At 64.0% G+C, this 13,087-nt stretch carries 11 protein-coding genes and 1 riboswitch; of the genes, 5 read left to right on the top strand and 6 right to left on the bottom strand.

Annotated elements, in window-relative coordinates:
* Positions 1–92: 92 nt before the first annotated feature.
* On the top strand, positions 93–1,211 hold the full coding sequence (locus ACLQ7E_RS04885) for a PQQ-dependent sugar dehydrogenase (RefSeq protein ID WP_411731438.1): 1,119 nt from the start codon (positions 93–95) through the stop codon (positions 1,209–1,211).
* Here the strand turns inward: ACLQ7E_RS04885 and ACLQ7E_RS04880 are convergent.
* The 3 genes from ACLQ7E_RS04880 to ACLQ7E_RS04870 all read right to left on the bottom strand — a co-directional run bounded on the left by ACLQ7E_RS04880 (position 1,208) and on the right by ACLQ7E_RS04870 (position 3,936).
* On the bottom strand, positions 1,208–1,600 hold the full coding sequence (locus tag ACLQ7E_RS04880; protein ID WP_411731436.1) for a hypothetical protein: 393 nt from the start codon (positions 1,598–1,600) through the stop codon (positions 1,208–1,210). The genes ACLQ7E_RS04885 and ACLQ7E_RS04880 overlap by 4 nt on opposite strands.
* A gap of 109 nt (positions 1,601–1,709) precedes the next feature.
* Entirely contained in the window at positions 1,710–3,080 is a 1,371-nt protein-coding gene (locus ACLQ7E_RS04875; RefSeq protein ID WP_411731435.1) for an FAD-dependent oxidoreductase, read from the bottom strand.
* 424 nt (positions 3,081–3,504) lie between these two features.
* The gene (locus ACLQ7E_RS04870) at positions 3,505–3,936 is read right to left on the bottom strand and encodes a VOC family protein (RefSeq protein ID WP_411731434.1); all 432 of its coding nucleotides are present in this window, start codon (positions 3,934–3,936) and stop codon (positions 3,505–3,507) included.
* Between the two features lie 278 nt (positions 3,937–4,214).
* Here ACLQ7E_RS04870 and ACLQ7E_RS04865 point away from each other — a divergent pair, with 278 nt between their 5' ends.
* A complete protein-coding gene (locus ACLQ7E_RS04865; RefSeq protein ID WP_411731433.1) occupies positions 4,215–4,718 on the top strand; it encodes a MarR family winged helix-turn-helix transcriptional regulator in 504 nt (167 codons plus the stop codon).
* Between the two features lie 358 nt (positions 4,719–5,076).
* A riboswitch (SAM riboswitch) is annotated at positions 5,077–5,195 on the top strand.
* A gap of 40 nt (positions 5,196–5,235) precedes the next feature.
* On the top strand, positions 5,236–5,781 hold the full coding sequence (locus ACLQ7E_RS04860; RefSeq protein ID WP_411731432.1) for an OsmC family protein: 546 nt from the start codon (positions 5,236–5,238) through the stop codon (positions 5,779–5,781).
* Between the two features lie 90 nt (positions 5,782–5,871).
* Here the strand turns inward: ACLQ7E_RS04860 and aztD are convergent, their stop codons facing one another.
* Both aztD and ACLQ7E_RS04850 read right to left on the bottom strand, forming a co-directional pair.
* Positions 5,872–7,185, bottom strand: coding sequence for a zinc metallochaperone AztD (gene aztD, locus ACLQ7E_RS04855; RefSeq protein ID WP_411731431.1), 1,314 nt, complete (start codon positions 7,183–7,185; stop codon positions 5,872–5,874).
* 141 nt (positions 7,186–7,326) lie between these two features.
* Entirely contained in the window at positions 7,327–7,569 is a 243-nt protein-coding gene (locus tag ACLQ7E_RS04850) for a hypothetical protein (RefSeq protein WP_411731430.1), read from the bottom strand.
* 185 nt (positions 7,570–7,754) lie between these two features.
* Here ACLQ7E_RS04850 and ACLQ7E_RS04845 point away from each other — a divergent pair, with 185 nt between their 5' ends.
* Both ACLQ7E_RS04845 and ACLQ7E_RS04840 read left to right on the top strand, forming a co-directional pair.
* A complete protein-coding gene (locus tag ACLQ7E_RS04845; protein ID WP_411731429.1) occupies positions 7,755–9,500 on the top strand; it encodes a bifunctional metallophosphatase/5'-nucleotidase in 1,746 nt (581 codons plus the stop codon).
* A gap of 630 nt (positions 9,501–10,130) precedes the next feature.
* A complete protein-coding gene (locus ACLQ7E_RS04840; protein ID WP_411731427.1) occupies positions 10,131–11,681 on the top strand; it encodes an amino acid permease in 1,551 nt (516 codons plus the stop codon).
* A gap of 25 nt (positions 11,682–11,706) precedes the next feature.
* Here the strand turns inward: ACLQ7E_RS04840 and ACLQ7E_RS04835 are convergent, their stop codons facing one another.
* Positions 11,707–12,876, bottom strand: coding sequence for an MFS transporter (locus ACLQ7E_RS04835; protein WP_411731426.1), 1,170 nt, complete (start codon positions 12,874–12,876; stop codon positions 11,707–11,709).
* Between the last annotated feature and the right edge of the window lie 211 nt (positions 12,877–13,087).

Raw genomic sequence — 13,087 nt, 5'->3', positions numbered from 1 at the left:
AAGTCCTGCGGTGATTCCGGAAGACCTGGGCCGTTTTTGTGGCCATGGGCAAACGCTTCCGTCCACCGATCGATGCGCTCTAGACTCGGGCCATGAAGGCTCGTGGGCCCGCGGCCGGCCCCGACGTGGATCGCCGCACCGTCCTTGCCTGGGGCGGCGCCCTGGGCCTGGCGACCCTGGCTGCGTGTTCCTCCCCGGAGGTCCCCCTCGCCACGGCGACGCCCACTCCGACGCCCACCGGCACCGACCCCCGGCTGACCCTCAAGGCATCGGGCCTCGACACGCCCTGGTCAATGGTTGCCTGCAAAGACGGTAGCCACCTCATCTCCGAACGGGACACCGCCAGGATCATGAGACTCGCCCCCGACGGCAGGCTCACTCCCCTGGCCCATCTGCCGCAGGTGGTTCCGGGCGGCGAGGCCGGCCTGCTGGGACTGGAGATCTTCACCGAACCCGGTGGGGCCGAGTGGCTCTACGCCTACATGGGCACTGAGAGTGACAACCGGGTGGTGCGCTTCGCGCTGCAAGATGCCGGGCTGGGGCCCGCCCAAGACATCCTGACCGGCATTCCCCGTGCCGGCATCCACAACGGCGGGCGCATCAAGCTAGGCCCCGACGGCCTGCTCTATATCGGCACCGGCGATGCCACAGACCGGCAGGCGGCCCAGGACACGGCTCGCCTCAACGGCAAGGTCCTGCGGATCCAGCTCGAGGGCGGCATCCCGATGGACAATCCCTTTGCCGGTTCGCCGGTGTATTCCTACGGGCACCGGAACGTGCAGGGACTCGGCTGGGATTCGACAGGTCGACTGTGGATCAGCGAGCTGGGTCCAGAGAAGAACGACGAGGTGAACCTGATCCGTGCGGGAGGCAACTACGGGTGGCCCCAGGTCACCGGGGTGGCGAACGATCCGGGATTCGTGGACCCGATCCATGTGTGGGCGAAGACCTCAGAGGCCTCGCCCAGCGCGCTGGCGATTGCCGGTGACACGGCTTATGTGGCGTGCCTGCGCGGCGAACGGCTCTGGGTGTTGCCTCTTCCGAAGGGAACGCCCCCGACCGGCGGCGCGCTCCACGGTGCCCGCGAGTTGCTGACGGGCCAGCAGGGACGGTTGCGGGATGCGCTGGTGGTGGGCAGGGAATTGTGGGTGGCCACCAACGAGGGGGCGGATTCGAGGATCTTCGCCCTGCCGCTTGCGGCCGAAGATTAGTCCCATTGGGCAATGATGCCCAGGACCTGGCTCAGGAGAAAGCCTGCCAGCAGGGACGCGGCCGTCCAATAGAGGAAGCGCACGTTTGAGCGCGGCTTTTCCAGTTGCCAGGATCCGGTCTTGTCGTCCCGGTAGTAGACCAGCGCCTCGCCCTCGGGAACGCGCGGGTGTTCGAGCACCAATAGCTCGCTGCGGACGGTGCCGTCCGCGGTGTGGAAGACCAGGCATTCCTGCCCCTCGAGCACGGCGATCTCATAACCGGCGGTCTTCCATTCCGCATCCCGGCGGCGTTCGGCCAGGGCAAAGGCATAGAATCCGGCCGCGGCAATGAGCGCCACCCACCCTATGAGGTCGAGTGCGGGGCCCAGGCTGGTCAGCAGGTCTTGCACGCTCTCATCTTATGGTCTCCGGCTGCCTCTCACCGCATCCGGGTCCGCGCGTGACCGAGGAGGATTCAGCGGGTGACCGAGGAGGATTCAGCGGGTGACCGAGGAGGACTCAGCGGGTGAATGACCCGAGCACCTCGTTCAGCGCCTCCGTCGACGAGGGGTGCGTGAAGATTGAATCGCGCAGCGCGGCCGAGGGGACTCCCTGGCGCATGGCCAGGGCGACCAAATTGATGACCTCCTGGGAATCCACGTGCATGAGGGCCGCGCCCAGGACCCGGTCGGAGTCTGCGTCGACCACGACCTTGATGATGCCACGCGCATCACCCACGATCTTGGGTCGGGGCATCGCGGCAATCTCGGCAACCTTCTTGACGGCGACCTTGATCCGCAGCCCCTGGGCTCGGGCCGTCTCCTCGCTGAGCCCGACGCGGGCCAGAGGCGGGGTGGTGAAGATGGTGTGGGGAACCGCGACGCGGTCCGCAGTGGAACGCTTGCCGGTTCCCAGGATCGCGTCGGCGACGATGCGGTTGTCGTCAAGGGACACGTAGGTGAATTGCGGCCCGCCGTTCACGTCCCCCATCGCGTACACGCCCTCGGCCGTGGTGGACAGGCGTTCGTCGACCTTGACGGCTCCGGTTGCGGTGAGCTCGATGCCCGCCGCTTCCAGGTTCAGCCCGCCGGTGGCGGGGGTGCGCCCGAGGGCAATGAGCACCGCGTCGGCCTCGATTTCGTGCATCTGCCCTCCTTGGTTGTAGCTCACCTTCGCGGAGTCGGCATCTTGCCTGATGCGCTGCACGCTGGCGCCCACACGGACCTCGACCCCCACGTCGGCAAGGGCACTGAGCACCTCGGCGGCAACGTCTTCGTCCTCCTTTTTCAGCGCCCGTGCCCCGCGGTCCAGCACGGTGACCTTCGAGCCGAAGTGCGCAAACATCGAGGCGAATTCGGTTCCGACGTATCCACCGCCGACCACCACCAGGGATCTGGGAAGCGGTGCGTGTTGCAGCGTGGTGGAGTCGTGGATCCGCCCGCCGATGCGCGCGCCGTCGAGGTCCGGGATCGCGGGTACCGCACCGGTGTTGATGATGATCCGGCGGGCACCCAGCTCGAGGGTTTCCGCCCCCGCCTCGATCCTGATGCGTCGCGGGCCGATAAAGCTTGCCCGGCCAGTGATGGTCATGACCGCATCCAGGCCGTCGAGCATGGAGAAATTCTTGGCCCGCATCATGGCGGTGAGCTTGTCGCGGCGCTGGACCGCGGTGTCGAAGTATTCATGGTCGAAGCCGGTATCGGCGCGGACTTCGGCATCATGGATCAGCGCCTTGGTGGGAACACATCCGATGTTGATGCACGTGCCGCCATACATCTCCGCCGAGGCCTCGATGATTGCCACACGTTGCCCGGCACGGGCCATGTTTCCGGCAAGCGTTTTTCCGCCCTTGCCCCAGCCAATCACAATGAGATCGAGTTCGTCTTCCATCGGGGCACCCTCGGTTTCTGGAAATATCGCGTTGACTACGCCCGAGTCTGGTCCGCCAAGGCACGAACGGTCAAGGAAAACCGGCACCGGTCGGGTCCAACTCGTTCAAACGCTGGACCCAAGTCGTTGAAACGCTGCCCCTATTTGACGATCTTGATGAAGCCATAGACGCCGCGTTCGGCATCGATCATGGCATGGGGCTACAGGGAGAAACCCCGCGGCAGGACCGAATGAACTGTGAGCCCGACAGAGGCGGCGTGGCAGTGGGGCAACTGGCCGCAGGCCGGATGCACCTGTGGTCGCCGGCTGGCTTCCGGCTGTCAATGGCGTAATAATGCGTGGGTTCGACCTCTCACGGTCGAACCCACGCATTTTTTCATGCCGGTTGGCACCGTCGGCACTCAATCATCGGTGGCGCCGGGGCTTACTGCTCGGGGCTGCCGGGCCCGTCAATGTTGACCATCCAGTCAACTCCGAACTTGTCGGTCAGCATGCCGAACCAGTCGCCCCACGGCGCCTGGGCCAGCGGCTCGCCGATCTTGGCGCCTTCGCTGAGCTTTTCCCAGTACCCGGTCATTTCTTCCTTGTCGTCACCGCTGAGGGTGACGGAAATGGCGGTGCCGCCCTTCCACTCCATGTCGGCAGGGGTGTCGGCCGCCATCAGGTTCAAGCCATTGGGTGCACGCAGGTGCCCGTGCATGATCTTGTTGTCGTCATCGGAATTATCGGTCTTGGCGAACTCGAAGTCCGCGAAGGGGCGCAAATCCAGCTCACCGCCGAAGACCGTCTGGTAGAACTCGAGCGCGGGACGCGCCGTGTCGCGAAAGCTGATGTACGGGTTGAGAATCGTGCCCATGGTGTTCTCCATCGTTTGGCGGGGTTCAACAATTAGCAATTCTGCCCGTCACAAGTGGTTACGTGAAGCCCTCGGGCCGATTGTTTTGTCCTGAATTCGCTGAGCGCTCAAACCGGCACAAACCGCCGCATTGACCACATTCGCAGCAGACGCGATCGGCGCCATGGACACGATTGGGGCAGTAGAGCAACTCGTGACCAAAGTGGCGGTCGTGCGGGAATGGCAAACGCGCCGTCGCGAACACTTCGAAACGGCGCATCACCACTAAAATGATTCCCATGACTTCACCGTTCTCCGATTCCCGCCCCGACCCGGGACCGGCAGCAGACCCCGGAACCCTTGATCCACTGATCGAAGACGTGGAAAAAGAGTTTTCGATCATGGTCGTCAAGGCGCGCCAGGCCATTCGCAAGCGCGCCGCAGCCATCCATCCGGAACTTCAGCCGCTGGGCTACAAGGTGCTCTCCATCCTTGCGCGCGAGCACGCCCAGCAGCAGATCATCCTGGCCGAGGAACTCCAGGTGGACAAGGCCACCATGAGCCGGATGATCAAATGGCTCGAGGCCAAGAACCTGGTCACCCGCGTCCCGGATCCGAACGACGGCCGGGCCATGCTGGTCAGCATCACCGACACCGCACGTGCCGGATACCTTGCCTCTAGCGCGGCGTCGCGCCAATTGTTGAGGAACCGGCTGATTTCATGGGACCCCGAGGAAATCAAGCGCTTCGCCGACCTGCTTTCGAAGCTCAACGCCAATGATGCCCCGCGACGCGAGAGCTAACCTCCGCACGAAACCGGCCATCGGCCCCCGGCCCTTCACGTGGAGGGCCGGGGCCGATGTCGCAGCAGGCGTAGTTGAACCACCGGCGTTTGCCGCGTCTCATGACAACCGCTCCTCTCGAATGCCGTCATCTCCCGGGCGAGCGCGACTTGACGGGGGCCTTCCAGCATCGAAATCTCCCGAGTCAGACAACGCAGTTACTTCGCCGAACAAATCCAAACACTTCGAACCATTCGCCAATTTGGCAATATTCGGCACCTTGACAGGCACTTGTTCGATATATGGGCGATTGATCGTGAAGATTTGTTAAGTGCCCGCGTTGCGCGGGCACCATGAAATCGACAACACTCGTACACAGAATCACGAGCTCCTGCCACTCACGACCCTGGTCGGCCGGACAGCAACCCTCTTCGTCATAGCGGGGTGCTCCAGGTGAAGATTCGGCGCCGCCCAACAGGAGCGGCGTAAGTATGGCGTCGTGCAAGCGCATGCGCCAGCCACGAAAGGATCGTTTCCCATGTCCGAAACCCTGATCGATAGCACCCTTGATTCGGTTCGCGCCGAGAGGCTGACCGCCGCGGGCACCGCCTGGGGTGAGCGCATTGCCGCCAACACCGCCAGCGCGGCGCTGACCTTCAAGGCCAGCGGAGTGTCCACCGGTTCGGTGTCCAGCGAAATCACCGCCGGCAACCACCGCTTCATTGTCGACGAGCCCGAGGCACTGGCCGGGGACGACGCCGCGGCAAGCCCGGTCGAGTTTGCGCTCGGTGCACTCATTTCCTGCCAGATCGTGGTCTACCGCCTGTACGCGCACCAGCTGGGCATCAAGATCGACTCGCTGGAAATCAACGCCGATGCAGACCTGGATGTTCGCGGCCTCTTCGGCGTCGAGGAGACCGTTCGTCCAGGCTTCGGCGAGGTGCGCCTGACGGTCAAGATCGAGGGCCCGGAGACGCGCGAGCGCTACGAGGAACTGCAGGCAACCGTCGACGAGCACTGCCCGGTGCTGGACATCTTCACCAACCCGACTCCTGTCAGCGTCGAGCTGGTCACCGCCGGCTAGCGCCACCATGAACCGATCGTGGGTCGATGCCGTTCGAGGGGAACGGCATCGACCCACGATTTTTTGTTTCCCGGGAGACGGGGGCTCCCTCTATCCCTTGATCGAGGTGATCTCGTTGGGAACTTCTGGCAGGGTCACGCTCCGTGAGACCTTGCCGGTCTTCAGGTCCACGAAGTGCAACTCCTTGGTAGCCGGTTCGGTGACATAGGCGGTATCCCCTGAGACGTGCACCGTCGGGCGCGGCTGCTGCCAATCGATCGGTTCTTCCCAGGCGCCGACCACGGCAATGGCCTTCTTTTCCTTCCCGTTCTTCACGTCGTAGACATGCAGCTTGCCGTCGGTCCCCAGCAACAGCGCGTCCCCGCCGGCACTGCGGGCCAAGGAGCGGAACGAATAGCTGTAGTCGATGTTGATGAGCTTGAGGGTATTGGTGGCGGTGTCCGTCAGCGAGAAGGTTTGCGGGCGTTCAAGCTCGGCGTCCTTGTCCCTCTTGTAGTCCCCGAGCACCACTGACGAGGCCTCGGAGCCGGCCTGGTTTCCGATGCGGCCGTATGCATCCGGTGCTTCGAGCTTGGAAATCTTCTCGTCCTTGATGACCAGGATGCCGTCCTCGCAGCCGACCACCATGGCCTCGTCCTTGGCAACAGCCTCGCCATGGACACCCGGGCACTGCTTGGATTCGGCCACTGTGGTGCGCCGGTGCTTGGCATCCGTGGCGGAGAGCAGCTTCACCGCGTTGACCGCCTCCGAGGTTCCGTCGGTGACCAGCAATTTCCCGTCCGAGAGCTGCACCGCCACCCCGTGGTGGGCTTCGGGCAGCGCCACGTCGTCGGTGCGCGGAAGTTCCTTGTTGTCCAACTTGGTGGATTCGAAGATGTTGATCTTGCCGGTGGCGTCGTCGAAGAGTGCGGTGTGGCCGGCGTGGACCACCGCATGCCCGGGCTTCCCGGCCGGGAACACCAGCTCGGTCAGCGCGGGTTCGGCGGTGTAGTGGTGGGCGTGTTCCCCGTGCTTCTCGGACCACGCCCCGGCGTCCAGGACCTGGAATCCCCCGGCGGTCGAGACGAGCACGCGGCGGCCATCTCCTGCGGGGTTGACGCGATTGAATCCTTCAAGCCTGTGGTCCGAGAGGATCGCGCCGTCGCGTGCATTGGCGACCAGCAGTCCCCCGTCGTAGGTGAGCACGAGCCGGGGCGTGGCGGTACCGGCCTCAGCGATCTTGGCACTCGGGCTCCCTGCCGAAGATTCCGGTGCGGGTGCGGCCTGGCCGGGCGCACTGGAGGCGCATCCCGCCAGCAGGGTTCCGGCAGTAATGAGCGCCAGAATGCCGGTTCCCATGTGCAACCTGCGGGTGGTGGCAGCGGCCTGGACGCGGCGCTTGGTAAGTGATTTTTCGTGTGACATGGGAATCACCATAAGTTAAATGAGAATCATTCACAACAAAGGTCGGAGTGCGCGGTCTCGGTTTGCTATTGAGAACGCATCGCATCTAGAGTGGGTGGGTGGTGTCGCCGTCGAGCATGCCCCTGGCCACACAGCATTCCCCTACTCGCCGTAGTCGGTGTCCTTGTAAGGGATCCCGGACTTGTCGTAGGTCGTCCAAATTCCCACCTGGCGGCCGCGATCCAGGCGGCCTGAACGCATGATGGTACCGTCGATCCTGAACCACTCCCAGTCGCCGTGAAATTCCCCATCCAGGGTGAACCCGCGCGCCCACGGGCTGCCGTCCTTGTGGAGCTTTTCAAAGGATTCCAGCTCAGGGGCCCTATCCTCGTCGTGATTGGTCATGGCTTCATGGTGCCACAAATAGCCCGCAGACCCGGCGAGTCCCGGGCCTCCCGCAGGGATATCCGCACCCCAACAACCCTTGGACTCCGCATTACCGCTGGGTAGGATCAGCCGCATGTGTCCCGCCGGGCCACATGGATGGGACCACACCAACTCGTCACCTTTCTTGAGGGAGAAGAACCAACGTGTCCGAGAAACTTCCCTTGCGGCGCAACGCATTGATCGCCGCCGCAGCATTCATGCTCCTGGCTTCAACTGCCATCGCGGCCCCGGCGCAGGCCCTGTCCGCCGACCCGAACTCGCAGGTCCAGGCCAAGAAGCCGGACAACGCACCCACCACGACCATCGAGCTGGTGGGCATCAACGACTTCCACGGCCGCATCGAGGCCAACGATGCCGAGGCCGGGGCCGCGGTTCTGGCAGGCGCCGTCAAGGACTACAAGGACCGGAACCGCAACACGCTCTTCGTCTCGGCGGGAGACAACATCGGCGCCTCCACGTTCACGTCCTTCTCGCAACAGGACAACCCCACCATCGACGCACTGGTCGCCGCCGGGCTGGACGTCTCCGCGGTGGGCAATCACGAATTCGACCACGGCTTCAACGACCTGGTTGACCGCGTGATCCCGCGCTACGGCGCCGGCGACGCGGCGGTCGGAGCCGACTACGCCCTGGGAGCCAACGTCTATGAGAAGGGAACCAAGAGCCCTGCACTGAAGGAATACGCCCTCAGGAACCTCAACGGCGTCACCGTCGGCATCATCGGCACCGTCACCGACCAAACCGGCACATTGGTCACACCTGCCGGCGTATCGGGGCTCGATTTCGGAAACCAGCTAGAGGCGGCCAACCGGGTGGCATCGCAACTGAGCGACGGGAAGCAGTCCAACGGCGAAGCCGATGTGTTGGTGCTGCTGACCCATGAGGGCTCCTCGAGCAGCAATTGCTCCGCCATCGGATCCGAGGACACCTCCTACGGGGAGCTGGTCCGCGGCGCATCACCGGAAATCGACGCAATCCTTTCGGGGCACACCCATGCGGGCTATTCCTGTTCCTACCCGGTTGAGGGCTGGGCCAAGGACCTCCAGCGCCCCGTGCTGCAGGCCCACCAATACGGCACCACGCTGGACAGCCTGACGGTCACCGTCTCCAAGAAGCACAAGCAGGTCGTCGGACTCGAGGCGCAGCTGGTGTCGCTGACCACCAACGCCAACGACGGGGAGGTGGTTCCCCGCTTCGAGGCGGTGCCGAAGGTCGCCGAAATCGTCGCGGCAGCAACCGCCCAGGCCGAGGTCGTCGTGGCCCAGGAAATCGGGGCCATCAGCGCAGACATCACCCGCGGCGGAACCGAAGGCTCCGACCGAGGCGTCGAGTCCTCGCTGGGCAACCTGGTGGCCGACATGCACCAGTGGGCCACGTCCAACGACACGTTCGGCGGCATTCCCGCGCAGATCGCCTTCATGAATCCCGGCGGCCTGCGCGCGGACCTGCACTTCGGGACCGATGGGACCGTCACGTACAAGGATGCCGCTTCGGTCCAGCCGTTTGGCAACACGCTGTTCACCATGGACCTGAACGGCGCCCAGATCAAGTCGGTGCTCGAGGAGCAGTGGCAACCGGACGGGTCCAGCCGCCCCAAGCTCCATCTGGGGATCTCCGAGGGCTTCGGCCACACCTATGACCCGAACGCTGCGCGCGGCGAGCACATCCTGTCGTTGAGATACCAGGGCGAGCCGATCGCCGACGACGCGGTATTCCGCATAGTCACCAACTCGTTCCTGGCCGCGGGCGGAGACAACTTCTCCGCCTTCACCCAGGGCAGCAACGTGGCAGATTCCGGCCAGATCGATCTGGTGGCGGCCATCGAGTATTTCCGGGCCCACTCGATGGTGGACCCGGCCCCCTTGGGACGGGCTCAAACAGCCCAGTAATCGGCACATCAACAGCGACCTTCCGCCTCAAAGGTGGAAGGTCGCTGTTTCATGTTGCGATTAACCCTCTCGGACTTCATTCGAGTCCCAGGAACGCGGGGCCGCGGGAGAAGACCAAACCCGCTATCCACTGCCCATGGGACGCATCGCACCGATCGCGGGCCGTCGCTGCCCAAGCCCGTCGAAGATGCATCCCACATGGCCCGGATTCAGTCTTTATGACAATTTCACGTCATAATGGGCAGTGTCGTTTTGGGATCTGGAGCCATCAAACTGCGGCTCGATCCGACACCCAGGGGTCAAGTCGACCCCGGATCAACGACTGCGGCATGGTCTTGATCCTGTTAGCCCATCAAGCTGGAAGCCATCCGTGCATCAGAAACGCTGTGTCTTGGGACATGCAAGAATAAGGTCATTCATTCAAATGTCTACGGCTCACGACACCGGATTCGCGCCACATAGTGTCCTGCGTTATGGTCGGCCGCCCTCGGAAGCACCATGTCGGACCATCTTTACCCCGGACGGCAAGGGTAGTGAAGCGCCGGCGCGACATCGGGGCCAGATGGACCGCCGCACCGCAATTGTGAGCCAGCTCGCATCAACACCCCTGGGTGGTGTTGCATGACACCCATGAGCACAACTTCCGTAGAACTTGAACCCGAATCCGTGGCACAGCCCGGAACCGCCAAAACGGTCGGGACCGGCATCGACCCCCATAAGCCGGACAACGAACTCAAGCGCGGGCTAAGCAGCCGACACCTGCAGATGATCGCCATCGGCGGCGCGATTGGCACGGGGCTCTTCGTCGCCTCGGGCGGCACGATTTCCCAGGCGGGCCCCGGCGGCGCGCTGGTCGCCTACGCGCTGGTTGGCTTGATGGTGTTCCTGCTGATGCAGTCCCTGGGCGAGATGGCGGCCAAGATCCCCGTGGCCGGTTCCTTCCAGACCTTCGCCACACGCTTTGTCTCCCCCTCCTTCGGGTTCGCGATCGGCTGGAACTACTGGTTCAACTGGGCCATCACCGTGGCTGCGGAGCTGGTCGCCGCCGGGATCATCATGGACTTCTGGCTGCCCGGCGTTCCCGGCTGGATCTGGGCCGGAATATTCCTGGTCGTGTTGACCGGACTCAATGCGCTCTCGGCCAAGGCCTTCGGCGAAAGCGAGTTCTGGCTCTCGCTGATCAAGGTCGCCGCCGTGGTGCTGTTCCTGATCGCCGGCGTGCTCATGATCGTCGGCATCCTCGGGGACAGTTCCCCCGGGCTCAGCAACTGGCAGGACCGCGAGGATGTCTTCCATGGTGGTTGGGTTTCGATCATCTCCGTCTTCATGATCGCCGGATTCTCCTTCCAGGGCACCGAGTTGGTTGGCGTGGCCGCCGGCGAGGCAAAGAATCCCCGACGCGAAGTGCCCCGGGCAATCCGCAACGTCTTTTGGCGCATCATGATCTTCTACATCGGTGCCATCTTCATCATCGGTTGCCTGATCCCCTTCGCAGACCCGAGCCTGCTGGCCTCCGGCGAAGCCGACGTGGCTTCCTCCCCGTTCACCCTGGTCTTTGAGCGCGCAGGCATCGCCTTTGCAGCCTCGCTCATGAACGCGGTCATCCTCACCGCAATCCTTTCGGCGGGCAATTCCGGACTGTATGCCTCGACCCGCATGCTTTACTCCATGGCCCACGACGGCAAGGCCCCCAAGATCTTTGGCCGCACCAACTCGCGCGGCGTCCCCATTCCGGCGCTGCTGGCCACCGCCGCGGTGGGACTCTTTGGATTCCTGTCCGCCATCGTCGGCCAGGGTGCCGCCTACGCCTGGCTGCTGAACGTCTCGGGCCTGTGTGGCTTTATCGTCTGGGCCGGGATCGCCATCTCGCACTACCGGTTCAGGCGCGGGTTCCTGGCCCAGGGCAACAAGGTCAGCGACCTGCCCTACCGGGCGTCGTTCTTCCCGATCGGGCCGCTGCTGGCCTTCGCCGTGCTGATCCTGGTGATTGCCGGGCAAAACTACGAGGCGGTGGTTGCCGGGCGCGGCATGGAGGTACTCTCCTCCTACATCGGACTGCCGATCTTCCTGGGCTTGTGGCTCGTCCACCGGTTTGTCACCAAGTCGAAGGTCGTGCCGCTGCTGGAGATGGATCTGGTTGCGCCCCAGGACGTCGAAGACGAGATCGCCTCCAAGGCATAGCCCTGTCGGCGGCCCGCCGGGGAACCTACAGCACGCGCTGCGGGGTTCCCCGGCGATAGCCGCTTGCCACGACACCAAGCCAGAGCTGGATTCCGGCAACCAGAATCAGCAGCAGCAATGGCAGGGTCCAGTCACCGCTGACCGCGTATAAAAGGCCCATGCCGAACGGCCCGCTGGTGGCCACCAGGTACCCGACCGACTGGGCCAAGGTGCTCATCGCGGTAGTTTCCTCGGAGGTGTCCCCGCTGTAGGAGATCACCAGCAGCACCAGGGGGAACACGGAGAACCCGACGCCCATGGCCACCGCACACAGCCACGCCAACGACAGCGGCAGCCACACAAGGCCCGCCAGCCCGGTGGCAACCATGACTGAACACATGATGAAGGCCCCGCGCAGCATGCCGTGCTTGTTGACGAGCCACAGGGAAAGCATGGTTGCAGGGATCGTCACCGCCTGCAGCACCCCGAGGATGATCCCGGCATCCGCCGGCGACATGGACCGCGAAATCAGGACACTCGGCAGCCAGCTCATTATGGCGTAGGCCATGAGCGCCTGGACGGAGAAGAGTCCGGTAATGACCATCCCGCGCCGGGTGCGGATGAGCGCGAGCGGGCTGACGCCCGAACGCGTTGACGCGGAAGCGCTGTCGGAGCGGGCCATGACCATGAACGGCAGGAACGCAAGCACCGCGGCGAGCGCCAGGAAGCTCCAGGTGGCAAGTCCCAGAGTGGGCGAACCGGCGGCCAGCGCCAGGGGGACGCTCAATGCCGAGGCTGCGGTGGCGCCCACCGACATGGTGATCGTGTACATCCCGGTCATCATCGATGTCTTCTCCGCAAAGTTCTCGCGGATGAACGAAGGCATGGCCACGTTGCACAGCGCGATTCCGCACATGGCAGCCACCGTTCCGGCCAGCAAAGCCCAGGTGGTCGGCAACGCCCTGAATGCCAGCCCGGCCGCAAGCACGCACAGGGCCAGCAGAATCGTTCCGGACAGGCCAAGCCTCCGGGACAGCCAGACCGTCGCCATTCCGGCAACGGCAAAAACCAAGGTGGGGATTGAGGGCAGCAGCGCCGTGACGAACGGGCCGTAGCCCAGGAATTCCTGCAGGTCGAGAAAGAGCGGCGAGGCACTGGTGATGCCCGCACGCAGGTTCAGCCCGACCAAGATCACGGCAAGCAGCGACAGAACCATCAATCCACGGGACGCCGACCGTGGCACCGGTGGCGAATTATCGTTGTGAGCTGCCGCGTTTTCGTTCTTGGACATGCTCACAGCGTACTGGGCAAGTTCTTTCGGGAGCCTACGGAGCGGGAACGATTACCCACATCAGGGCACCATTACGGAAATTGCGGGCTTCCCTGCCGTATTCCACGCACGGACAGTTGCGGTCGCGAGACCCAGA

Origin of the sequence: Paeniglutamicibacter sp. (assembly GCF_046714615.1) — a bacterium.
GTDB lineage: Bacteria > Actinomycetota > Actinomycetes > Actinomycetales > Micrococcaceae > Paeniglutamicibacter.
Note: the sequence above shows the minus strand (reverse complement) of the source record. Positions and strands in the feature narration are given on the sequence as shown.